Source organism: uncultured Tateyamaria sp. (assembly GCF_947503385.1).
Lineage (GTDB): Bacteria > Pseudomonadota > Alphaproteobacteria > Rhodobacterales > Rhodobacteraceae > Tateyamaria.
The window spans coordinates 455,781-477,443 of sequence record NZ_CANNDO010000003.1 but is presented as its reverse complement, the minus strand read 5'-3'; the positions used below and the strand labels follow the sequence as shown (position 1 = coordinate 477,443).

Annotated in this window: 17 protein-coding genes; 11 read left to right on the top strand and 6 right to left on the bottom strand. The window is 60.3% G+C overall.

Annotation, left to right across the window (positions count from 1 at the left end):
* Position 1: 1 nt before the first annotated feature.
* The gene (locus tag Q1A85_RS13390; RefSeq protein ID WP_299689955.1) at positions 2-1,045 is read right to left on the bottom strand and encodes an efflux RND transporter periplasmic adaptor subunit; all 1,044 of its coding nucleotides are present in this window, start codon (positions 1,043-1,045) and stop codon (positions 2-4) included.
* A 264-nt stretch (positions 1,046-1,309) separates the two neighbouring features.
* Entirely contained in the window at positions 1,310-2,218 is a 909-nt protein-coding gene (locus Q1A85_RS13385; RefSeq protein ID WP_299689952.1) for a LysR substrate-binding domain-containing protein, read from the bottom strand.
* A gap of 91 nt (positions 2,219-2,309) precedes the next feature.
* On the opposite strand from Q1A85_RS13385, the gene Q1A85_RS13380 reads away from it, so the two are divergent.
* From Q1A85_RS13380 to Q1A85_RS13345, 8 genes are read left to right on the top strand one after another with little or no spacing between them, the layout of a single operon-like run.
* Positions 2,310-3,395 carry a dipeptidase gene (locus Q1A85_RS13380; protein ID WP_299689949.1) on the top strand — a complete coding sequence of 362 codons (1,086 nt, stop codon included), beginning with the start codon at positions 2,310-2,312 and terminating at the stop codon, positions 3,393-3,395.
* Between the two features lie 43 nt (positions 3,396-3,438).
* A complete protein-coding gene (locus Q1A85_RS13375; RefSeq protein WP_299689946.1) occupies positions 3,439-5,034 on the top strand; it encodes an ABC transporter substrate-binding protein in 1,596 nt (531 codons plus the stop codon).
* A complete protein-coding gene (locus Q1A85_RS13370) occupies positions 5,035-6,093 on the top strand; it encodes an ABC transporter permease (RefSeq protein ID WP_299689942.1) in 1,059 nt (352 codons plus the stop codon).
* Positions 6,094-7,002 carry a nickel transporter permease gene (gene nikC, locus Q1A85_RS13365; RefSeq protein ID WP_299689939.1) on the top strand — a complete coding sequence of 303 codons (909 nt, stop codon included), beginning with the start codon at positions 6,094-6,096 and terminating at the stop codon, positions 7,000-7,002. It abuts the gene before it with no gap.
* The gene (locus Q1A85_RS13360) at positions 7,002-7,859 is read left to right on the top strand and encodes an ABC transporter ATP-binding protein (RefSeq protein ID WP_299689936.1); all 858 of its coding nucleotides are present in this window, start codon (positions 7,002-7,004) and stop codon (positions 7,857-7,859) included. The genes nikC and Q1A85_RS13360 overlap by 1 nt, the downstream gene beginning before the upstream one ends.
* Positions 7,856-8,596 (top strand): ABC transporter ATP-binding protein, encoded by a 741-nt coding sequence (locus tag Q1A85_RS13355; RefSeq protein ID WP_299689933.1) that lies wholly within the window; start codon positions 7,856-7,858, stop codon positions 8,594-8,596. Before Q1A85_RS13360 ends, Q1A85_RS13355 begins: the two co-directional genes overlap by 4 nt.
* A gap of 27 nt (positions 8,597-8,623) precedes the next feature.
* The gene (locus Q1A85_RS13350) at positions 8,624-10,216 is read left to right on the top strand and encodes an ABC transporter substrate-binding protein (protein WP_299689930.1); all 1,593 of its coding nucleotides are present in this window, start codon (positions 8,624-8,626) and stop codon (positions 10,214-10,216) included.
* Positions 10,213-10,656, top strand: coding sequence for a GAF domain-containing protein (locus Q1A85_RS13345; protein ID WP_299689928.1), 444 nt, complete (start codon positions 10,213-10,215; stop codon positions 10,654-10,656). Before Q1A85_RS13350 ends, Q1A85_RS13345 begins: the two co-directional genes overlap by 4 nt.
* A gap of 38 nt (positions 10,657-10,694) precedes the next feature.
* Here the strand turns inward: Q1A85_RS13345 and Q1A85_RS13340 are convergent, their stop codons facing one another.
* Positions 10,695-11,876 carry a phytanoyl-CoA dioxygenase family protein gene (locus tag Q1A85_RS13340; protein WP_299689925.1) on the bottom strand — a complete coding sequence of 394 codons (1,182 nt, stop codon included), beginning with the start codon at positions 11,874-11,876 and terminating at the stop codon, positions 10,695-10,697.
* A gap of 79 nt (positions 11,877-11,955) precedes the next feature.
* On the opposite strand from Q1A85_RS13340, the gene Q1A85_RS13335 reads away from it, so the two are divergent.
* The 3 genes from Q1A85_RS13335 to Q1A85_RS13325 all read left to right on the top strand — a co-directional run bounded on the left by Q1A85_RS13335 (position 11,956) and on the right by Q1A85_RS13325 (position 18,000).
* Positions 11,956-12,972 (top strand): LacI family DNA-binding transcriptional regulator, encoded by a 1,017-nt coding sequence (locus Q1A85_RS13335; RefSeq protein ID WP_299689922.1) that lies wholly within the window; start codon positions 11,956-11,958, stop codon positions 12,970-12,972.
* Positions 12,973-13,244: 272 nt separating this feature from the next.
* Entirely contained in the window at positions 13,245-16,886 is a 3,642-nt protein-coding gene (locus Q1A85_RS13330; protein WP_299689919.1) for a lamin tail domain-containing protein, read from the top strand.
* 49 nt (positions 16,887-16,935) lie between these two features.
* Entirely contained in the window at positions 16,936-18,000 is a 1,065-nt protein-coding gene (locus tag Q1A85_RS13325) for a DUF4056 domain-containing protein (RefSeq protein WP_299689916.1), read from the top strand.
* A 160-nt stretch (positions 18,001-18,160) separates the two neighbouring features.
* Here the strand turns inward: Q1A85_RS13325 and Q1A85_RS13320 are convergent, their stop codons facing one another.
* The 3 genes from Q1A85_RS13320 to Q1A85_RS13310 form a co-directional block, all read right to left on the bottom strand.
* Entirely contained in the window at positions 18,161-19,306 is a 1,146-nt protein-coding gene (locus Q1A85_RS13320) for a Xaa-Pro peptidase family protein (RefSeq protein ID WP_299689914.1), read from the bottom strand.
* Complete coding sequence (locus tag Q1A85_RS13315) at positions 19,303-20,448, bottom strand: amidohydrolase (protein WP_299690232.1); 1,146 nt, start codon at positions 20,446-20,448, stop codon at positions 19,303-19,305. The genes Q1A85_RS13320 and Q1A85_RS13315 overlap by 4 nt, the downstream gene beginning before the upstream one ends.
* A 146-nt stretch (positions 20,449-20,594) precedes the next feature.
* Complete coding sequence (locus Q1A85_RS13310) at positions 20,595-21,626, bottom strand: LacI family DNA-binding transcriptional regulator (protein ID WP_299689912.1); 1,032 nt, start codon at positions 21,624-21,626, stop codon at positions 20,595-20,597.
* Positions 21,627-21,663 lie beyond the last annotated feature (37 nt).

Sequence of the window (21,663 nt, the reverse complement as noted above, 5' to 3'; positions counted from 1 at the left end):
CCTAGTTTTCGGCAACCAGCGGTAATTCGATCAGTTCGGGCGCCACGACGCTGCCGGGACGGGCGCGGATCAGCCCTTCGGTCACGATGGTTTCGGACCCATCCAGACCTTCGCGCACAACGCGGTATCCATCGATGCGCGGTCCGGGCCTGATGGGGATCGGGGTCACGTTGCCTTCGGCATCCAGTGACATGACAAGCCGCCTGTTCTGATCAGACACAATCGCGGCATCGGGGATCAATACCCCTTCATAAGGCAATGATCCGGGGACATTCACTCGCCCAAACAGCCCCGGTGTCAGCAGTTCGTCGGGATTGTCGAGCACGGCGCGCACGCGCATCGTACCGGTTTCCTCGTCGATCCGGTTTTCGGAAAAGTCGAGGCGCCCCATTTGTGGCGGCACCTGCCGGTCGGATACGGTGACACGAACCTCAAGCCCATTCGCGCCTTCTTGCAGCATGGATCCCCGGGCGCGCGCGTCGCGCGCATAGGCGAGGAAATACCGTTCATCGATGTCAAAATAAAAGTGGATCGGGTTTGTCGCGACGATGGAGGTCAAAAGGGTTTGGTTTGCGGACACGAGGTTGCCGGGATCAAGCAGCGTTTGATCAATCCGCCCGGCCATCGGTGCGCGGATTTCGGAATACTCCAGATCCAGTTCGGCCAATTCCAGCGCCGCGCGTGCCTGTTCCAGTGCGCCCTGTGCGGCCAGCGCCGCCTCGCGCCGCTGATCCAGCACGCTTTGTGCAATCGTGCCGTTGTCGATCAGCGAAACCGCCCGATCCAGCTGTTCGTCGGCAAAGGCGCTGGTTGCCTCTGCGATGTCGATCTGCGCTTGCGCCTGCCGCAGCGCTGTCTGGAACTGGCGCTGGTCGATGGTGTACAGCAACTGGTCCTGCTCAACAAAACTGCCGTCAGTGAAATGCACTTCGTCCAGAAAACCGGTGACCCGCGCCCGGATGTCGACCTCAGCCGATGCGCCGAAACGCCCTACGAATTCATCGTCTTCGACGATGGTTTTGACCACGGGTTTGGCTGCGGTCACCGGAGGTGGGCCTTGTTGCGCAGTTGCGCTGCACGCAAGGAAAATGAGCATTGTGAGGGGAAACAGAATCTGAGCTGGGCGCATGGGGGGCCTTCCGCATTATAGTGCCGAGTGTAGCGGGCATTGCGACCCCGACAAGGGCAGGTGTCCTGAGCGGCACATTTGGCGCAAATCGCGCGGCTCGAAAATGCTGCAATTTCAAGGCGGTCGGCAAGCGGTGCCCAAATTTTGGGCGCGCCCCGAACAGAGCGGAACGGCGCAGGGTTAAGCGGCTTCGGTAAATGGGGTTTTTGCGGTGTGGAGCCGCAAGTGCCGGATAAAGGCGCGGGCAATGGCCGGTGTCGGTTTGTGATCTGAGGTGACGAAATAGGTGCGGTACGCGATGGGCGACGCGAACTTGCGAAAGATGACGTCCTCGGACCTGTATTGTGCCACCGGAAACGGGTTCACAATGGTGACGCCCAGACCCGTTTGCGCCAAATCCACGGCGGCAAAGGATGTGGACGCCTCTGCCACGATCTGCGGGACACTGCGGCTGTTGGTCAGCACCTTTTCCAGTTGCGCGCGGCGCGAATGTCTATGGCTCAGCGCGATCAGCGGCTGATTGTGCAGATCTTCCGGCCAGATCACCTGACGCTCTGCAAGCGGGTGATCCTTTGGCATCGCGCAGGCCGCCTCTGACAGCCGGTATGGGGTCAGCCGAATTCCCTCGCGGGTGATGTCGACACCGGACAGGCCGAGGTCGGACCGGTCTTCTTGAATCCTGCGAACGACGTCCTCGGAAGAGGTAACTTCGAGGCTGACGAAAAAGTGGGGGTTGGCGCGCAGAAAGGTCGCCATATGCCCGACGAGAAATCGGTGTGCGTAGGTGGGCGGCGCAGTCAGGCGAAGCGTTTCCTGCGCTGGTTCGGTTGGGCCATCGATCCTGTCCAGTGCCTCGAACAGCGGATCAAGCCGCCGGTTTAGCTGTGCCGCCTCGGAGGTGGGGCGCAACCGCCCCCCGTCGCGTTCAAACAGAATGCGGCCCAATCGCGCTTCAAGGCTGGCGATGGAGCGGCTGACGGCGGATTGCGACAGCCCAAGGCGCAGCGCTGCCTTGGATGTTGTGCCGCTTTCCATCAGCGCGCGCAGCGCTTCGTATTCCGGCAGGCTGTGCCACGTACGTCCCGCCATGAGGGCCTCTGCAATTTGGTCATTGGTCTATGATATTTTATCATGCAGTGAGGAATGGTCTATGAGAATTTATGGAATATGGTGATCCGGCGTGTACCGCATTGGGGGATCATCGTTGGGACAGGCAATCCAGCCAGCCATTTTCGACGGCCACAATGATGTGCTGCTGAAGCTCTACCGCGCGGGCGGTGCTTCTGCCGTCCAAGGGTTTGTCGAAGGGAACGCAGGCGCGATTGATGTGCCCGCGGCCCAAGCGGGCGGATTTGCGGGCGGCCTATTTGCGGTCTTTGTGCCGTCACCGATGGATCTCGACGAAAAGTTCACCGAGATGACCAAGGACGCTTACGATCTCCCCTTGCCCGATCCGATAGATTGGGAGGATGCCTTTCCCATCGTGATGTCACAGGCGGCTATCCTGTTTGAATTGGAAGAGCAGGGGGCGCTGACCATCTGCCGGTCGGCGGCGGAACTGCGCGCATGTCTGGATGCCGGGAAACTGGCGGCGGTTTTTCACATCGAAGGGGCCGAGGCGATCGACCCCGATCTGAACACACTCGACGTCCTGTATCAGGCCGGGCTGCGGTCCATTGGACCGGTCTGGAGCCGCAAGACGATTTTTGGACACGGGGTGCCGTTCCGGTATCCCAGTACGCCCGACACAGGGGCGGGCCTGACGGATCATGGACTGCGTCTGGTCAAGCGCTGCAATGTGCTGGGCATCATGGTGGACTTGTCACATCTGAACGAAGCGGGTTTTTGGGATGTCGCACGGCATTCGGCCAAACCGCTTGTTGCGACCCATTCCAACGTGCACGCCATTTGCCCACACACCCGCAACCTGACGGACAAACAACTTGCCGCGATTGCGGAAAGCGATGGTATGGTGGGGCTGAACTTTGCGGTGGCGTTCCTGCGCGCGGACGGCAAGATGCTGCCAGAGGTCCCGCTGGAGCAGATGATCCGCCACCTCGACCATCTGATTGAGACACTGGGCGAGGACCGCGTTGGATTCGGTTCGGATTACGACGGCGCGATTGTTCCGGAACCGCTTCAATCCTGTGCCGGGCTGCCGAAATTGCGGGCAGCGATGCGTCAGCACGGTTACGACGATGCATTGATGACGAAACTTTGCCACGGAAACTGGCTTAGGGTTCTTGAGAAAACCTGGGGTCAATAGCCCGGGCACGACAAAGCAAATTCTGACAAGGAGGACGATAACAATGAATACTTTTGCAAAATTGCTGACGGGGGCCGCACTGGGCCTTGCGGTCAGTGTCACATCCTTTGCGGCCGTGGCCGAAACGCCGGCGAACATGCTGGTCATCGCACACCGGATCGACGACGTCACAACGATCGACCCTGCCGAGAGCTTTGAGTTTGCCGGGTCCGACATCAGCCGGAACGTCTACAATCGGTTGGTCAGCCTTGATCCGAATGATCTTGCCGTAGGTTACAAGCCCGATCTCGCAGAAAGCTGGGATGTTTCCGAGGATGGCAAGACCATCACCTTTACCATGCGCGAGGGGGTGACGTTCCATTCCGGCAATCCGGTGACAGCCGAAGATGCCGCATTTTCGCTGCAACGCGCGGTGATCCTGAACAAGACGCCCGCGTTTATTCTGACGCAGTTCGGCTTTACCCCCGAAAACGCGACCGAAACCATCCGCGCGGACGGCAACACGCTGGTGATCACGACGGACAAACGCTATGCGACATCGTTCGTTCTGAACTGTCTGACAGCAACCATTGGTGCGGTCGTGGACAAGGCCACCGTGATGGCGAACGAAGTCGATGGTGACATGGGCAACGAGTGGCTCAAGACGAACTCTGCCGGGTCCGGTCCCTACAAGCTGGACAGCTGGAAGCCCAACGAAAGCGTGACCCTGTCATCCAACCCGGATTACTACGGCGGTGCGCCCGCGATGGAACGCGTGATCGTGCGTCACGTCATCGAAAGCGCGTCGCAGCGGCTGCTGCTGGAGCGGGGCGACATTGACGTCGCGCGCAACCTCAATCCCGAAGACATCGCAGGCGCGTCGCAAGTGGACGGGGTCAAGATCGAAGACGAGCTCAAAGGCCGTCTGATGTATGTCGCGTTGAACCAAAAGCACCCCGAACTGTCCAAACCCGAAGTGCGGCAGGCGTTCAAGTACCTGATCGACTACGAAGGGATGCGCGACAGTTTCCTCAAGGGGCAGTATACGATCCATCAGAATTTCCTGCCTGCCACCTATCTGGGCGCCTCCGAGGAAAACCCGTTTTCCTACAACATCGAAAAGGCCAAAGAACTGCTGGCCGCCGCAGGTGTTGAGAACCTCGAGGTCGAAATCGGTGTCCGTGAGGCGCAGGAGCGGATCGAGATCGGCCAAAGTTTCCAGAACGCCGCGGCGCAAGCCGGGATCAAGGTGAACATCACCGTCGGCACAGCCAAGCAGATCCTTGCCCGCTACCGCGCGCGTGAACTGGACGTGTACTTGGGTGCGTGGGGGCCGGATTACCCTGATCCGCAGACCAATGCGGGCACCTTTGCGTACAACCCCGACAACTCGGACGCGGCACAGGCCACCGGCCTGCTCGCGTGGCGCAACAGCTGGGACACCGGTGGGTTGACCGAAAAGGTCGAGGCCGCCGTGATCGAGAATGACCGCGATACCCGTGTCCAGATGTATCAGGACATTCAAGCCGAGTTCCGCGAAACTTCGCCCTTCGTGATCATGTTCCAGCAGATCGAGCAATCGGCCCTGCGGGACAATGTCACCGACTGGTCCACCGGTCAGGCTGTGACCTCTGCCGCATATTGGCAGGTCACAAAATAAATGGCCCTCTCTAAGGACAGCGGGAAGGGGCGCGCACGCGCGTCCCTTCCTCCGTGGTTCAAGACAACTGTTCTGACACTTGGCTCTATCGCGGTGACGATGCTGGGTCTGTTGTTCGTCACTTTCATCATCGGACGGGTGATGCCGATTGACCCGGTGCTGGCCATCGTGGGCGAGCGTGCGTCTCAATCCACCTATGATGCGGTGTTTCTGGAGCTTGGACTCGACAAGCCGCTGGTCGTGCAATTTGCCTATTACATCTGGGACGTGCTGCAACTGGATTTCGGTACGTCACTGCTCAATGCGCGGCCAGTGTCCGAGGATATCGCGCGCGTCTTTCCCGCCACGCTCGAGCTTGCCACGTTGGGCATCTTTATCGGGATCGTGATCGGTGTGCCGCTGGGGGTTGTTGCTGCGGCGCGAAAGGGATCGTGGATTGACCAATTGGCCCGTGTGCTGGCGCTGGTCGGGTATTCTATGCCGATCTTCTGGCTTGGCCTGATGGGTCTGCTGATTTTTTACGGAATTCTGGGCTGGGTCGGTGGTCCGGGGCGGGTCGGAATCTTCTACGTCGATGTTGTGCCCAGCGTCACAGGCCTGATCCTTGTCGATGCGGCCATCGACGGCAATTGGGACGTGTTTCGGGATGCGTTCAGCCATATCATTCTGCCCGCATCCCTGCTGGGCTACTTTTCACTGGCTTATATCAGCCGGATGACGCGTTCCTTTATGCTTGAACAGCTCAGCGCGGAATACATCACCACCGCGCGGGTCAAGGGCATGTCGGAATGGGATGTGATCTGGAAACATGCGTTCAAGAACATCCGGGTGCAACTGATCACCGTGATCGCGCTGAGCTACGCCAACCTTCTGGAGGGATCGGTGCTGACGGAAATCATTTTCTCCTGGCCCGGGATCGGCAGCTATATCACCACGGCACTTCTGAGCGCGGACATGAACGCGGTTCTTGGGGGAACCGTCGTTGTCGGGCTGATCTTTATCCTGCTCAATATCTTCTCTGACCTGCTCTACAAGGTCTTTGACCCGAGGGCCAAATAGATGGCCGAACAGACACTCCGTGCGTGGCTCTTGACGGACACGCCGACGTCGCGGCGTCATGCAAAGCTGTCTGCGCTGTATCAAGGCTGGCTGTCGTTCCGGTCGAACACCATGGCGATGATTGGGCTTGGCATCCTGCTGGCATTGGTGCTGGTGGCCGCAGCCGCGCCGATCCTGTCGCCGCATGATCCCTTTGCGCAGGATCTTGGCAATCGGCTGGCGCCTCTGGGCACTGACGGTCATGTGTTGGGCACGGACAGTCTGGGCCGCGATATCCTGTCCCGGCTGATTTATGGCGCGCGTATCACGCTTTACATTGTGGCGCTGGTGGCGCTGATCGCACCCGTGGTCGGGCTGCTGGTTGGCACGGTTTCTGGCTATCTTGGCGGGTGGATCGACATCGTGTTGATGCGGATCACGGACATTTTCCTTGCCTTTCCGCGTCTGGTTCTGGCGCTGGCCTTTGTGGCCGCGCTGGGCGCGGGGATCGAGAATGCGGTCATCGCCATATCGCTCACCGCGTGGCCGCCATATGCCCGGATTGCCCGAGCAGAGACGCTGACCATCCGCTCGTCCGATTATATCTCGGCCATCAAGTTGCAGGGGGCGGGTGGCCTGCGGATCATCACCAAGCATATCTGGCCGCTTTGCGTGTCGTCGCTGATCGTGCGTGTCACACTGGATATGGCGGGGATCATTCTGGCCGCGGCGGGCCTTGGGTTTCTGGGCTTGGGCGCGCAGCCACCCAGCCCGGAATGGGGCGCGATGATTTCTGAGGGGCGGCGCTTTATCCTTGATCACTGGTGGGTCGCGACCATGCCGGGGCTCGCGATCTTTACGGTGTCACTGGCGTTCAATCTGCTGGGGGACGGCCTGCGCGACGTGCTTGATCCAAAGGCAGGTGAGTGATGGACCATCTCCTTGACGTCGAAAACCTCTGGGTGCGCTTTCCCACCCGACAGGGCATCTTTGATGCGGTGCGCGGTGTGTCGTTCACTTTGGGCCGTGAGCGGCTTGGCATTGTGGGCGAAAGCGGTTCGGGCAAATCGATGACGGGCCGTGCGATCCTGCGTTTGATCCGGCCACCGGGTCAGGTCGAAGCGGACCACATCAAGCTGGATGGCGTGGACCTGATGCAAAAGTCCGAAAAGGACATGCGCGACGTGCGCGGCGAGCGGATATCCATGGTGATGCAGGACCCGAAATTCTCGCTCAACCCGGTGATGACCATTGGCGATCAGATCATCGAGGCGTACCGCCTGCACAACCGTGTCTCAAAATCCATCGCATGGACCAAAGCGCTGGAGATGCTGGAGGCGGTGTCGATCCGCGACCCGGACCGTGTCATGCGCGCCTATCCGCACGAGATGTCCGGGGGCATGGGCCAGCGGATCATGATTGCGATGATGCTGATCCCCAATCCCGAAATCCTGATTGCGGATGAGCCGACATCGGCGCTGGATGTGTCTGTGCAGCGGCAAGTGCTCGACATCATGGACAAGCTGGTCAAGGAGCGGGGTATGGGGCTGATCTTTATCAGCCACGACCTGAACCTTGTTGCGGATTTCTGTGACCGGGTGCTGATCATGTATGCCGGGCGGATCGTGGAGGTGTGCGATGCGGACAAGCTGCACGATGCACAGCATCCTTATACGCGCGGTCTGTTGAATTCGCTGCCGCGCCTTGATGCGCCGCGGGATCGGCTCGAAGTCCTCACGCGTGACCCCGCGTGGTCCGAAGCCCCGAGTGTGAGTGGTCGCGTATGAGCATGTTGGACATTGATGCGCTCGACGTCTGGTTCGGGCGCGACAGAGGCCGAGTGGATGCGGTCAGGCAGGCCAGTTTCATCGCCGCAGCCGGGGAAAGCTTTGGCCTTGTCGGGGAAAGTGGTTCGGGCAAATCCACGATCCTGCGCGCCATCACCGGGCTTGCTCCAACGTGGTCAGGCAAAATCGCGGTCAAGGGCCACGCTATTGGCCAACGGCGCCCCAAAGCGTTCTACAAGCAGGTGCAGATGGTGTTTCAGGACCCGTATGCGTCGCTACACCCGCGCCATTCCGTCGATGCTGTCCTTGGCGAAACGCTGCATTTACATGGGTTTCGCGATATCGACGCGCGGGTCGTGAAACTGTTGGATGACGTAGGCTTGGGACAGAAATTCCGCTTTCGCTATCCGCATCAACTGTCCGGGGGACAGCGCCAGCGGGTTGCAATCGCGCGTGCGCTGGCGCCCGAGCCCGAGCTTTTGCTTTTGGACGAACCCACCTCTGCGCTAGATGTATCTGTGCAGGCGGAAATTCTGAACCTGCTTGCCGATCTGCGGCAGGAACACGGTCTGACCTATCTGATGGTCTCTCATGATCTGAGCGTGGTGGGTCATATGTGCGACCGGCTTGCAGTGATGAAAGACGGCGAGATTGTCGAAATCATGGATGTGGCAGCCCTGCGCGCGATGAAGGCCACGCATCCATATTCGCAGCACCTGCTTCAGGCTTCGGTCTGAGGCGCACTCCAACAACGGGGGAAAACCATGTATCATTTCAAAGCAACCATTTTTGCGGGGGTCACCGCGGCTGTTTTGGCCGTGTCACCCGCAAGGGCGGATACGCCGGACAATATGCTGGTCGTGGCGCAGAATATTGATGACATCGTGACCATCGACCCGGCCTCGGCCTATGAATTCAGTTCGGGCGAATACGTGGCCAATACCTATGACACGCTGGTCCGCTATGACGCGACCGATACCACCGTTCTGGCCCCGGCCCTTGCGACGGAATGGCAGGTCGATGCGGCCAACAAGACCGTGACGTTTACATTGCGCGATGGCGTTACCTTTCACAGCGGCAATCCCTTGCGGGGCGCGGATGTAGTGGGCTCGTGGAAGCGTGTTGTGACGCTCGACAAAGCGCCGGCTTTCATCCTGACGCAGCTGGGCTGGACGCCTGACAATATCGAACAGATGGTGACCGCCGACGGCAATACGGTCACTGTCCGCTATGTGGGCGATTTTGCGCCCTCCTTTGTCCTGAACGTCCTGGCGGCGCGACCTGCGTCGATTGTCGATATGGAAACCGTCACGGCCAATGCGGTTGACGGCGATATGGGCCATGCATGGATGAACAAGAATTCTGCCGGGACGGGACCGTTCAGCCTTGGCACATACCGGCCTGCTGACATCCTCACGCTTGAGGCCAACCCCGACTATTACCAAGGCGGTCCGGCCATGGACCGCGTCGTCATTCAGCACAATCCCGAAGGTGCGACGCAGCGCTTGCAGCTTGAGGCGGGCGATATCGACATGGCCAAGAACCTCGATCCCGGCCAGATTGCCGGATTGGACGGTGTTGATGGGGTGCGTGTCGAAACCTATCCGCAGGCGGCGGTGCACTGGGTGTCGTTCAACCAAAAAACCGACAGCCTGACCGATCCGGCTGTGTGGGAGGCCGCGCGCTACCTCGTGGATTACCGCGGAATGGCCGATGGGATGCTCAAGGGCCAGATTAAGGTTCATCAGGCCTTTTGGCCCGACGGTTTTCCCGGCGCGCTGACCGACACACCGTTCCGCTTTGACCCGGATAAAGCCCGGCAGATCCTTGCGGAAGCCGGGGTTGAAACACCGATCAATGTCACGATGGACGTGATTTCCGCGCCGACCTTTGTGGAAATGGCGCAAGCGTTGCAGGCGTCATTTGCGCAAGGCGGGATCAACCTTGAAATCGTTGCAGGCACCGGCGCGCAGGTGATCACCAAGTACCGGGCGCGGACGCATGAGGCGATGCTGCTCTATTGGGGGCCGGACTTTATGGACCCACATTCGAACGCCAAAGCGTTCGCCTTCAATGCGGACAACTCCGATGACAAATACGCCTCGACCACGACGTGGCGCAACGCATGGATGCCCCCGGCAGAGATGAACGCCAAGACGATGGCCGCCCTTGCCGAACAGGATGCAGACGCACGGTTGAACATGTATCTGGAATTGCAGCGGGACACGCAGGCCGAAGCGCCCTTTGTCATCATGTTTCAGGCGATCAAGCAGGTTGCGATGCGCGACACCGTCAAGGGGTTCGTGAATGGCGCGACCTCTGACTATGTGTTTTACCGACTGGTCGACAAGGAATGAGCGACACACCACCCCCCGACGCGTTCTTTGCCACGTTGCACAGAGCGGTTGGGGGGCGCTTGTTCACGGCCACTGTACTGGACCGCGATGCAGGACTGGCCCAGCGGGTCTACACCTCCCATCCCGAAACCTACCCGGTCTCGGGCACCAAGCCGATGTCGCAGGGCGCGTGGACGGACATGGTCATCAACCGTGGTGAGACATTCGTGGCAAACACTGTCGCGGAATTTGCGATCTACTTCCCTGACCACGCCCTGATCGAAAGCCTTGGCTGCCAGTCCGCATTGAACGTGCCGATCGTCGATGACGTGGTCATCGGAACGATCAACGTGTTGGACCGTGAACACTATTTTTCGCCGCAGACCGTCGAACATTGCCAGTCCGTCATTTTGGGTCAACGCGATGACCTGATCCGGGTCTTTCGGGGGCTGATCGCCTGAGCCCGCGCGCATAGTCCACGGGCGCGGGCCCGACAATTCTAGGCTTTTCGGGCGTCCAACATTTGATCCAGACGTTTGCCAAAGTCCTCTGCCGTAATCCCGTCCGATAGGGCGCGGGCGAACAAGGCGGCTTGGGTTTCGGGGGCCAGTCCGCCCGCAGGCGGGTCGCGGTCGAGATTTGTCGGAAAGGAATACCCTTCGGCTGTCGCGGCGATGGCGGCGGAGAGGTCCGCCGCGCTCAATGCGCCGTCCTGCGCCGCCTGCACCGCGTGCGGAAACACAAGCCTGCACATCTTGTCCTTGTCGATTGTCTCCATCGCGCGGCCAAAGGCCGATGACACCTGCAACAGATTGGCAAAGCGGTGAATGCCTGAACTGGTGTTTGCGCCCGCCGCGTGGAACAGGGCGGGATTGAAAAACAGCGTATCTCCCTTGGCCAGCGGCACCTGCACATGGCGCGCATCAAACACTGCGCGGAAATCGTCCCGCCGCCACGCGGTGTATCCCGGACGGTAGGCCTGCGAGAATGGCAAGAGCTTTGTCGGCCCGCTGTCCAACGGCATATCGCAATGCGCGACCGCACCCTGAAGCGTCAGAATGGGCGACACGTCATGAACATGTGCGGGATATGATGCGCTGACATCGGCGGTCTGAAACCCAAGGTGATAGTCCCGGTGCGCCTGCTGTGCGGCACCGCCGGGATGGACCAGATTGACCTGCGCGGTCATTTGGTAATTGGGGCCCAGCCACGCCTCGCAAATGGCGTCGATGGTGGTATTGGCAAAGTAGCGCAGAAAAACCTCGGGCGCGGCCTCGCACAGTTTTTGCAGGGAATTCCAGATGCGGTCATTTGCGCCAGATGCTGCAAAATGGTCACCGCCACCGCCCGTGCGGCGCTTTTCCGCGTCGATGATGCGGTTGTAGACCTGCGTGGCGTCATCCAGCACGGTTGTGTCCGCATAGGTGTGTTTGAGGGCCAGAACGCCCGCACCGTGGCGTAGCACCCGCGCCCATTCGCCCATGATTGTCCTGCGCGTTTCCTTGTCTAGGAGCATGGGGCGGAGCGTGTTCATGTCATAGATCGGCACGTTCTGTTCGATCGCAGCGGCGTGCGGGGCGTCTTGAGCCGTTGTGGTCTGGTCGATCAGCGTTGTGAAATCTCCCAGATCACAGGCGTCGGGATCGTAGTAGGCAGGGGTGTGATCGGCGATATCTTTCATGGCGGTGCTCCTCAGGTTGTGCTCAGCGTAGCGGTGGGGTGCTTGCGCAGAGCGCTAAAACGCATCAAAAACGCATCAAATGACCCATCGCTTTCCCATCAAGGAGATTGCCCGCCAAGCCGGGTTGGGACCGGCCACTGTGGACCGCGTTCTGAACAACCGCGCCCATGTGAGCCCGCAGACACGGCAGCGGGTTAGCGCAGCGATCGACGAACTGACAGCGCAAGAGGCGCAACTGGCAGCACGTGGAAGGCGCCTGTTTTTTGACGTCGTGGTCGAAGCACCAACGCGGTTCAGCCGCGAGGTGAAAGCCGCAGCAGAGGCGATCCTGCCCCAGATCGGCACAGCAGTGTGCCGACCCCGGTTCTTGCAGCAGGAGATCATGGAAGAGGACGATGTGGTCCGCGCGCTGCGGCGCATTCTGAAACGCGGCAGCCACGGTGTGTGCCTCAAGGCGCGCGACACGTCCAAGATCAGGGATGCCGTGACCCTTTTGGGTGCCGCCAGAATTCCCGTGGTGACGCTGGTCACGGATATCGGCGACACAGATCGCATCCGGTATGTTGGGCTGGACAACGCAGGCGCCGGACGCACCGCCGCGTATCTGGTGTCCAGCATTGTCGGACCAAAGGGGGGGCAGGTGCTGGCCACCCGCAGCCACGAACGCTTTTTGGGAGAGGAAGAACGCGACGCCGCCTTTGCGGAGACCTTGGCGCGACGATGCCCGCAATTGCAGATCGTCGCGGTTCAGGGCGGCAGTGGGGTCGGCACCGCGACCTCGCGGCTTCTGGTCGACGTCATCGGCAGCATTCGCGACCTGCGCGCGGTCTATTCGATGGGGGGCGGCAACCGGTCGATCCTTGGCACTTTGGCGGATCATGGGCTGCGGCCTGACGTCTATGTGGCGCACGATCTGGACCGCGAAAACCGGAATTTGATCAAAACGCGCCAGTTGGATTTCATCCTGCACCACGATTTGCGCGTGGACATGCGCAATGCCTTCAGCGCCTTTTTGGCCTACCATCGTCTGTTGCACGAGCCGGTCGAGATCGGGGTGTCGACCGTGCAAGTGCTGACACCGGAGAACATCCCCTAGATTGCAGGTTTCATTGGCAAAACTCTGGCCCGCTTCAATGTTTTGAGCGTCATCAGACGCTGAGCTGCACCAAGGTCGCCGCGCCGCGATTTGGCATCAGCAGCGCTTGTCGAAGTGCAGCACATTTGCGCGGCCAGTTGCCGGTGCTGACGCAGGTGATTCCATCTTTTTCTGGCAAAAAGTGGGATTTGGTGCTTTAGTCTGCGCATTATTCAGGGGTCAATGCGCATTTTCAGCGCTCCGGCCTTCGACATTATTTGAGACATTTTTTGATGCCGAAATTAAGAAAATCCGGGGACGTATTCCGGCTTGGTGCCGACGGTTCCTTTGACTCCATCTGGCTCACATCTGGCAAGGTCGGCGCAAATGTCGGGATCAGCTATGACGGCGGCGTCGAGTTTTGCCATGGGTTGGACGCCTCAATCGGGATCGAAGCGGCGGCGGATATCTCTGGCGCATTGACCGTATTCATGCCGTCGGTGCGCGCAGAAGGTCATGCCTTTGCCGCGGCAGAGGCAGGCATAACGGCCCAGCTTTCGCCCAATGTGTTTGACAAGGTTGGGTTAAGCGTTGACGCGCGCGCCTTTGCGCAGGCATCAGTGGCCGGGCGTATCTCTATCGGCCTCGATTTCACCGAAATCGCGCAGATTGCCGAAAATGCGTTGGACGACCTGTCCTACAAGATGTTCATCGCCTTCCTGAACGAAATCACGCTCGAAGCTGGCGTTTGGGGACGCGTCGGATTTGCCGCCATGGCGGAGGCGCATCTGGAAGTAAACGGTACGGTTCTGGGCGAGGAGTCCGGGTTTCAGATTTCTGCCGGGGCCGGTGCGGGTCTGGGGGGCGGAACGGCTTGGGATTTCTTTTGCAAGGCAGGGATTGAAGACCCGCGACGTCTCTATACGACAATCACCGAACTGCTTATCGCGGAACTTGCCGCGCACGCCCGCCGCGAGATGGAGCCGGAATACGGCGCGGTTATCGAAGTCTTTGAATTTGTCGCCCCCATTGCCGCCACCACCGCCTACGATCTGGGCGAGGTCGCCAGCGAACAGTTGTTGCAGCCTGCCAATCAATCCGTCGCGCCGTTCCTAGAGGCGTTTTCACAACGACTGGCGTTCTACATTCTGGACAAGGTGGTCGATCTGGGCGTGCAGCTTTTGTCGCGGACGTTGATCGAAGCGGTGTCGGCGTTGACCCAGCGCCAGATTTCCGATGCCGACCGGCAGGCCATCGACGGGCATTTGCGCGCCGCCATTGATATGCTCAGTTCTGGACCGCTGGAATTAGACACAGCTGTCGAAGTGCTGACCCCGATTGCGGATGCACTGACGCTGTTGGCGCCGGACCTTGTTGAACAATGGGAAAGCGAATTGGCCATTCTGTGGTCAGCGGCGGCGGCAGGGCGGTCTCTGCGCCGTTCTGCGGCCAAGGCAGGCGTCACGCTCAACGTCTTGGGATTGGGAGCGTCATCGTTCAGCGGGTCGGCGCTGACCGTTCCCACGCCCCCCCTGCCGGTGCGCCGCGCCTATGAGCGGCATTTCGGACTGACCAATCCTGCCATTGGTTTTGATGACGTCATCGATTTTTTGACGGATCAATCGCTTGGCCCATTGCTGGAACGTCACGTGCCGCTTGTCGAAGAAACGCTGGGCCAAGTGGGCGAGGTGTTGGGCATCACTTTGGGCGATGTGGTCGAAGCGGCGTTGACCGGAGCGGTGGGCGAAGACCTCAGCAACACCGACCTCTATGTGCAACTGCGCGATTACTGCAAGAACGCCATCGAATTTGTCGTGATGGATGATCTGATCGACCCGATGAAAGAGGCGGTCGCAGACACGCCTGACGCCGTCACCTATATCGACGAAGTGGTCGTGCCAGTGTTGCAGGGCACGTCGCATTTCGCCTTTGGCCGTGTGGACGAATTGGTTGCGGGCCTTTCGGCTTCCGACTTTGACGCGTTCAGCCCGTCGTTCAAGGAAGGGTTGGCCGATCTGGTCTGGCTGCTGTTTTCGCGCAATGTCGTGTTTCTTGCCGATGTCATGCTGGACAAGGCGATCGTGCATCTGAACGACGGGTTCACCGATCTGCAAACACGTGTGCGCGACGACGACGCAATGATCAGCGACGCCCTGTCGCTTGGCGAAGACGTGTTTCCCGGCTTTGTCTCTGTTGATCCGGATCACGCGGATGCGCTGCGCGATCTGGTGATTGATCTGTTGGGCGCGGGTGCCCATGCCTTTGGTCCGGCGATCTGGGATCACACACGGCGCACCAATCTCAAGCGTTTGATCAAGCGCCTGCTCGACCGGGGCGCGGCGGCGGATTACAGCAACCATCCCGAGGTCAACAGGGCGCTGAACGAGTTGGCCGAATGCTACGGCATAAAGGACGCGGCGGGGCTGGTCCTTGTCATCAAGGCCTTGGCGGAACTGACGGCGGACGAGTTCGAGGTGGTTGTTGAACGGGTCATCCCGGCGCTCGAGATTTTCTTTCTGCGCCTGTCGGCCAAACCCCTGCAAGAGATTGAGACGCGGGTGATCAACTTCATCGGCGTTGCGGCGGACCATCTGCGCGAGATCGAACGTGCCCTCGCCGAACTGGAAGAGGCGCTGGAAGAGTTGGCGCAGGACATTGCGGAACTGGGTGGCGATGCGGCCGCTGCGCTGTCGGCTGTGGCTGCGGAACTGGCAAGCGCGCGGTGGCGCGATGCGGTTCTGAATGCCCTCGAAATCCGCGCCATGAACAGCGCCGAGGCCACATTGCGGGCCAGCATCGGCTTTGATCTGCAACCTCCTTCATGGCAGGCAACAGAGATTGCAGCGGCACGCGGCGCGGCGAGCATCGCCTTTGGCGCGGTCCGCCTGCTCCTTGATCCGGTGCTGCACCTGAGCGGCGGGGTGATCGCGGTTGTGGCTGAGACGGTGGATGTCACGAGTTCGGTTCCTCTGGCGGCGGCGAACCTTGCGGATGCGCTGAAACAAAAGATGCTGGATCAGCTTGCCGCCGCCGGAATAGTGCTGCCCCCCGATCTGAGCGTGACAGATATCGAGGCCGAGATATTGGCGGCCATCAATGCGCTTGCGTTGCAGGACCTGATCGAAGCCTATGTTGTCGCGCGCCGGGCCGAATTGGACGCCACTGCGGAACGCGACCGTGAGGAGGACGTGGCCGCACAGCTGCGGGCGGATGCCATCGCCGCACGGGCCGCGCAGAATGCATTGGTGGGCACACGTCCCGAGATCGAAATCGTGTCGCCTGCGCCGATCAATCCTGACCACGGGTTTGTCTACACTCGCGAGGTTCCGGTCCATGCCGTTATCAGCGGCGCAAAACCGGCCTACCTCGAACCCGGTTCACCGACCCGCACGATGGTGCGGATGAACGGCGTGGACATTGACCTGCCCGATGCGGCTTGGTCCTTTGATGATGCAAGTCGCAGCCTTGTTCTGTCCGGTCTCATGACAACCGGATTAAAGGACGGATTGAACACGTTGGAAGTATCGGTTGCGGACGGGGTGTCCGATCCGGTGCGCGCAACGGTCAGCTTTATGTGCGACCCATCGCTTGAACCGCGCGGAGGAGACCTGCGCGTGGCCGGTGAACTGTCGCAGTTCGACGCGCCCGGAAATGACCACCAGTCCGCAAAGCAGGAATATGTGACGCTGCAAAACACCGGAACCGAAACGATTGAACTGGAAGGGCTGCGCGTGGCCGACCGGGTTGGCCATGTCTATGTGTTTGGCAAGAAATCTTTGGCCTCGGGTGCGGCAGTGCGGGTCAGAACCGGCAAGGGCCGGGACGGGGTCGCGGACGTCCACTGGGGCCGGGCCGCGGCCGTCTGGAACAATCGCGGCGACACTGTTTACGTCTATGACAAGGACCACGTGCTTTGGACCGAATACAGCTATTGATGACCCGGCATCGCCCTGATGCGATGCCCCCGGCGCAGGAGGCGCAGCCGTGAGCAATCCCCTACTCGATGCGCTGGAACTGGCACGCTACCTGCTGGGACAGATCAGTTCCCTGCTGCCGATTTCCGAGATTCATTTCGTCGCACCGGACCCCAATGTGGATTTCACCGGGCTACCCTCGTTTGGGCATGTCTCCCGCCCCAGCGTGCGCTGGTGCTGTTCGCTGACGATGCAGGGCAAGAGAAGTGCCATCAGCCTCAGCGATGTGCGGGGCACGGACCATGTCTATGGCTCCGGCAGCACCAGCGGCAGCGGTTATGTCTACACCAGCGCGGGCGGTCTGGTCGATGTCGGGCACGTTCGCGACAATGCGGATATGACGCGGTATTGCGCATCTCAGGTGCTGCAAAACTGGCCGATGGGCGGGACATTCTCTTTGGGCGCAGAGGGGTTTGATCCCGCGTCGAACTATGACGCAGAACGTATCATCACCGTGAAACCATCGACGATCACTGCGACACCCGAACTGATGGCCTTGATCGGCGCGCGCATCGCCTACGATGTTGCAGTGTTCCACGAGATCAACACGTGGGACGACAGCTCTTCCTTTTCGCCGGAGGACAATTATTCCAACCTGCTGGGCACTTACATCGGATTTCTGGCGCTACTTTCGACCGATGATTACAACACCGCCGTCAATGAACAGCTGACCAAATTGCTGATTGTTCTCGGCGCGGCCCCCCGCGATGTCACACGTGACGTGATCGATTACGTCGAAGACCATTGGTTCCGGGTGTCGATCACCGGGGTCGCTTTGAAACGGCGCCATTTCGACGCGCTGGTCGAGGTGCCGCCCTGGCAAGCGACGGAGACGCAGATTCCCGGCCTTGGCTCAGAGCTGACCAAGTTGAAGGCCAAGGTCACCGGACCGTCCCAGCCCGTGCGCATCACGGTTCCTGACACCCACAGCGTGTTCGGGGATCTGTCGCAGTTCTACGAACTCAACCTTGTGGACGGCGGGACGACAGTCTTGAAGAACTCGGATTTCGGGTCGCATATCGCGGGATTGAGGGCGACGGCGAAGCAGGGTGATCCCAACGTCGATCAGCCATAAAGCTGGGCCCGTTTCCGGGTCGACCACCTTGCCAGTTACCGCCGTTTCCAAACGGTCACGTATTGTCATGCAGGGCGCTGGCGACCTGTTGTCCTGATCCGCTGGCCCAAGAACAGGCGGCAGACCCATCTGCCCTTGCGGCTCAGCCACAAAGGCGCGGCTAGAGGGTGACATCCTCAATCGCTTTGGGATGGGACGTGACGGCTTCCCACCCGGTTTCAGTCACGATGACGCTGTCCCCAACCTGTGCGCGGAACGTCTCCACACTGACCGATCCATCCACGGCCAGCACCATCCCCGGCTCAATCAGCGTGTTGTCACCCGTCACCAATTGCGGGCTTTCGAGAAAGCTGAACCCGGTAGACCGTCCGCATCGGAACGGATAGTCGAACCCTGCGCTCTGGATGACGTCGGCATACGCGGCATGAACGCTTTGTGCGGTTACGCCGGGCCGCAGCGCGTCCAGTGCCGCCTTTTGGCTGGCAATGGCCACGTCGTAGATTGCGGCCTGAGACGGGTCCGCGCACTCTCCGATCCAGAATGTGCGGTCAAACCCAAGTTTGAAGCGGTGGAAATTGGTCATCCCGCAAAAGCACAAAAACACAGGCTCACCGTGGCGCATGATGCGGTTTGTCGCCCTGTGGTGCGTTTTTGTGATCGTGTCACCGGACGCCATGATTTGCAGGAAATGTGTGTTTGGCGACATGTCGGCGTCGTCATAGTGTTCAGTCAGCAGGGCGGCTGCCGTGCGGGTCCCGGCCTGTGCGGTGGCGATGGCGACCTCGTATTCCGGCACACCGTCACCGATAGCGTTTCGCCCTGCTGTCATCATCGCGTTGGCCACCATCCCCGCATGTCGGGCCAATTGCAGCTCTTGGGGGGATTTGATCATGCGCATTCGGTCGAGGATCGGGGTCACGCTGTGCACAGGGTCGCCGCGCAGAACCTGATCAACATAGCGGCGGACAGGGGCGGACATGTGATCCGGCTCAATCGCGATCCGCCCTTTCAGGAGGGCGGGCAGTTCGGCGCGCCATTCTTCACCCATGCCGTCATTCCATGGCGCGATCCGGTCTACTTGTGCGGTGGCGCGAGCCGCGTTCAGGTCGATTGTCGGAGTGATCAGGAGGCCGTCACCGTCGCGCGCGACCGCAAGGATGGTCGGGCGGCCAAACTCCATGTGCAGATAGTCATAGTAGCCCGTCAGGTAATAGATGTTGTCGTCATTTGTGATCAGCGCCACGTCGATCCCTTGCGCCTGCATCCGGGCGCGCAGCGTGGTCATGCGGGTCGTGCACGCGGTCATGGGCGATCTGCTCCGGGCAGGGGTAGGCGGTCTCGGACAATCTGCGTCCATAGCGCCATGCCAATGGGAAGCAGTGCGTCGTTAAAATCGTAATCGCTGGAATGCAGAGGCTGCCCGTTTGGTCCTGCCTCGCCATTGCCCAGCAACATGAAACAGCCCGGCACGGCGGCGCAGAAATGGGCAAAATCCTCGGAAAAGCTCATCGGTTCGCGGTTCGGCACCGTGTCCAGCCCTGCGCGATGTGCCGCGCGAATGACCGCGTCTGTGGGGCCGGGTGCGTTGATCGTTTCGACGAATTCGGTGTTGAAATCAACCGTGGCAGACACCCCGTGCGCGGCGGCGATGCCGCCGGTCAGTTGCCGCATCAGACCCTCTATCGCATCGCGATCCTGTGGGGCGCGGGCGCGCACGTCGCCCTTGAGCGTCGCGGTTCCCGGCAGGACATTGCGCTGCCCGTCCGTCAGAAACTCGGTCACCGACACGACGGCCCCGGCACCGGGTGCCAGTTTGCGGGCGACAATCGTTTGCAAGGCCAGCACGATTTCAGCCCCGATCGTGATGGCGTCGCGACCTGCTTGCGGCATAGAGGCATGGCCGCCCTGACCTGCGATCCTGATCTCGAACAGGCTTTCTGAGGAACAGATAAGTCCGGGTCGCGTCGACACCTGACCGACGGGTGCGCCCGGCAGGTTGTGAATGGCATAGACCTCTTCCATCGGGAACCGGTCCAGCACGCCTTCGTCGATCATCGCGCGTGCGCCCAGACCATGTTCTTCATTCGGTTGAAACAGAAACACAACCGTGCCGTCAAAATGTGGATCAGCAGCCAGCGCCTGTGCAGCGCCCAACAGCATGGTCATATGACCATCATGGCCACAGGCGTGCATCGCTCCGCGTGTTTGCGAGGGGTAGTCATGTGCGCTGGTTTCATGGATCGGCAGAGCGTCCATATCTGCGCGCAGGCCAATGGCGCGATTGCCCGTTCCGGCGCGCAGCACACCCACAACGCCCGTGCCTTCATGCACCTCAAGACCCGCAGCGCGCAGCATTTCGGCCACTTTGGCCTTGGTCCACGTTTCCTGAAAGCCAAGTTCGGGGTGGCGGTGAAAGTCACGTCGCACATCCACCAAATCCGCGTCCATCTGTGCCAAAGTGTCCTCCTGCGTGGGTACCGTCAGACTAGCCGTCGCTTTGTGGCGGAACCGATCAAAAGCGACACATGCAATTTCCGCGCGCAAAGCGCGGCAGTCGGAAACCGATATGGCGCGGCCCATCAAGTGACGGACGCTCAGGCCCCGCTGTTGCGCACGGTCGAACCGGGGATCAACCGAAATCCGATGTCGGTGCAAGTCGGCACAGGCTCATCCGTCAGGCGCCCCATCATCATCTCTGCCGCCTTTTGCCCCAGCTTGAGGTGTGGCACGTGACAAGAGGTGAGGCGCCGGTTCATCACCGAAGCAATTGGCAGGTCACCCCAACCGGCAATACCAATATCATCGGGCACCGACAGCCCCTTGGCCGCGCAATATTGCAGACCGCCAAAGGCCATCGCATCGTTCTGGTAAAATACGCATTCGACATCAAGTGCCCCGGCCAGCAACTGTTCAGTGCCGTAAAAGCCGGGGTAGTAGGTGGCAGTGTCGTGCAGGCACAGCTGTTTGACGACCGCGCCACCTGCGCCTTCGACTGCCTTACAGAACCCGTTCAGCCGTTCCGTTGCGGCATTGGCGGTATCGTGCGACGTGCCCACATACCCGATCTGCCGGTAGCCCAGCGAGGTCAGATAACGGCCCATGTCAAAGCCGCTGTCGAAATGGTTGATGCCCACGCTCATGTCCAGCGGGCTGGAGTTCAGATCCCAGATTTCGACCACCGGCACGCCTGCGTTGCGCAACATGTCCGTTGCGCGGGATGAATGGTAACGGCCCGTCAGGATAAGCCCGGCAGGTTGCCACGACAGAACCGTCCTGATCCAGTTTTCCTCTTCCTGCGGCGTGTGCTGTGTCAGGCCCAAGACGGATTGGTATCCAAACGTGCCCAGCTTGCGATCTATCCCTTCGAGCACCTGCGCAAATACCTCATTTCCAAGGTCGGGGATGGATACGCCGATGAATGTGGACCGCTGGTCACCGGCAAACACGGTCGCCAGGCGATTCGGCAGGTAGCCAAGCGCATCCACCTGCGCCATCACCTTGACCCGCGTGTCTTCGGAGTATCCGCCCTCGCCGCGCAAAACGCGGCTTGCCGTCATCTTGGAGACACCCGCCGCCTGCGCGACTTGAGATAGGCTTACTTTGTTGTTTTTATTCTGTTTATCCACGATCTTGGCCGCTTTACGTTACGGGTAACTTAACCCT

What these genes read in the sequence shown, in the direction of transcription:
- Q1A85_RS13385 (WP_299689952.1), bottom strand. Translation starts at nt 2,218, where the DNA reads ATGGCGGGACGTACGTGGCACAGCCTGCCGGAATACGAAGCGCTGCGC.
- Q1A85_RS13375 (WP_299689946.1), top strand. Translation starts at nt 3,439, where the DNA reads ATGAATACTTTTGCAAAATTGCTGACGGGGGCCGCACTGGGCCTTGCG.
- Q1A85_RS13370 (WP_299689942.1), top strand. Translation starts at nt 5,035, where the DNA reads ATGGCCCTCTCTAAGGACAGCGGGAAGGGGCGCGCACGCGCGTCCCTT.
- nikC (WP_299689939.1), top strand. Translation starts at nt 6,094, where the DNA reads ATGGCCGAACAGACACTCCGTGCGTGGCTCTTGACGGACACGCCGACG.
- Q1A85_RS13360 (WP_299689936.1), top strand. Translation starts at nt 7,002, where the DNA reads ATGGACCATCTCCTTGACGTCGAAAACCTCTGGGTGCGCTTTCCCACC.
- Q1A85_RS13355 (WP_299689933.1), top strand. Translation starts at nt 7,856, where the DNA reads ATGAGCATGTTGGACATTGATGCGCTCGACGTCTGGTTCGGGCGCGAC.
- Q1A85_RS13350 (WP_299689930.1), top strand. Translation starts at nt 8,624, where the DNA reads ATGTATCATTTCAAAGCAACCATTTTTGCGGGGGTCACCGCGGCTGTT.
- Q1A85_RS13345 (WP_299689928.1), top strand. Translation starts at nt 10,213, where the DNA reads ATGAGCGACACACCACCCCCCGACGCGTTCTTTGCCACGTTGCACAGA.
- Q1A85_RS13340 (WP_299689925.1), bottom strand. Translation starts at nt 11,876, where the DNA reads ATGAAAGATATCGCCGATCACACCCCTGCCTACTACGATCCCGACGCC.
- Q1A85_RS13335 (WP_299689922.1), top strand. Translation starts at nt 11,956, where the DNA reads ATGACCCATCGCTTTCCCATCAAGGAGATTGCCCGCCAAGCCGGGTTG.
- Q1A85_RS13330 (WP_299689919.1), top strand. Translation starts at nt 13,245, where the DNA reads ATGCCGAAATTAAGAAAATCCGGGGACGTATTCCGGCTTGGTGCCGAC.
- Q1A85_RS13320 (WP_299689914.1), bottom strand. Translation starts at nt 19,306, where the DNA reads ATGACCGCGTGCACGACCCGCATGACCACGCTGCGCGCCCGGATGCAG.
- Q1A85_RS13315 (WP_299690232.1), bottom strand. Translation starts at nt 20,448, where the DNA reads ATGGACGCGGATTTGGTGGATGTGCGACGTGACTTTCACCGCCACCCC.